The organism is Stenotrophomonas rhizophila (assembly GCF_020857975.1).
GTDB lineage: Bacteria > Pseudomonadota > Gammaproteobacteria > Xanthomonadales > Xanthomonadaceae > Stenotrophomonas > Stenotrophomonas rhizophila_C.
Window position 1 is genome coordinate 1 of the sequence record NZ_JACWUO010000046.1, and the last position, 1,223, is coordinate 1,223.

A 1,223-nucleotide genomic window follows, 5' to 3' on the forward strand; every position below is an offset into this window, starting at 1 on the left:
TGCGGTGGTCTAATCAGCTTGGACACTCGATAGGATCAATATCGAGCATCGAGGTGACCCGTGGCAAAGCAGATCACACAAGGTATGAGAGACGAGGCCGTTCGCCTTGTCGTTGTGGAGGGGCAGGCCGTCCGAGACGTCTGTCAGCTGATGGATATCGGCCCAACCGCGTTGAGGCGCTGGATCGATCAGTGGCGCCGGAAACACGACCCACAAGGCGAGGCACCCCCGATAGACCCCCAGGTCAGAATCGCCGAACTGGAGGCTCAGAACCGCAGGCTCAAGGAGGAGCGCGACCTACTAAAAAAATCCATCGCCTTCTTCATTCGGGACAGCGATCACAGGAACAAGTGATCCAGGAATTGGGGAAGGCCGCTCCGATCCGATTGGTGTGCCAGCTGATGGACTACCCCCGTAGCAGCTACTACGCCTGGCTGCGCCGGGAGCCTCAGATCGACCAGGCGCTTCTTGAGCAGGTCGACCTGGTGAGACGCATTCACAAATCGCACCGGGGTAGCTGTGGCTCGCGCAGGATGGCCAGGGAACTGACCAACAGCGGTTTGCAAGTTGGCCGCTACCGCGCCCGCACGCTGATGCGCCGGGCCGGGGTCCGGGCTCGGCAACACCGCCGGCACAAGTATCACAGCCTCGGGCCGCAGGCCCTGACCGTTCCCAATGTCCTGGACCGCCAGTTCAACCCGGAGGCTCCAAACCGAGTGTGGGCAGGCGACATCACTTACATCCCCACCCAGCAGGGCTGGCTTTACCTGGCCGTCGTGGTGGACCTGTATGCCCGCCGGATCGTGGGTTGGGCCCATTCCCACGAAGCTGACGCATGGCTGGCGGTCAGGGCCCTGCGCGGGGCGCTGAAACAGCGGCTTCCCAAATCCGGGCTGTTGTTCCACTCCGACCAGGGCCGGCAGTACACCAGTCATGCCATGGCCGAAATCCTGCGCGACAACGGCATTACCCAGAGCATGAGCCGGAAGGGCAACTGCTGGGACAACGCGGTCGTGGAACGGGTTTTTGCCACGCTCAAGGGGGAGTGGCTGTACGCCAAATACCCGACGCGGCAGGAGGCCGCAGCGGATATCGAACAGTTCGTGGACTGGTACAACAACCGTCGGCTGCACAACGCCAACGGCCTGGTACCGCCTGCGCTCCACGAAGCGCAGGCGGCCTGAACGCCCCTTGGCAGTGTCCAGAAAAGCTTGACCACCACA

At 62.5% G+C, this 1,223-nt stretch carries 1 protein-coding gene; it reads left to right on the forward strand.

Going from position 1 to position 1,223, the window contains the following annotated elements; all coding sequences use genetic code 11:
* The first annotated feature begins 84 nt into the window (after positions 1–84).
* Positions 85–1,184 (forward strand): IS3 family transposase gene (locus tag IC535_RS18705; protein WP_228887738.1). Its coding sequence is split into 2 segments (ribosomal slippage): positions 85–301 and positions 301–1,184, totalling 1,101 coding nucleotides; the frame shifts between segments, so codons are not numbered across the junction.
* Positions 1,185–1,223: the final 39 nt, after the last annotated feature.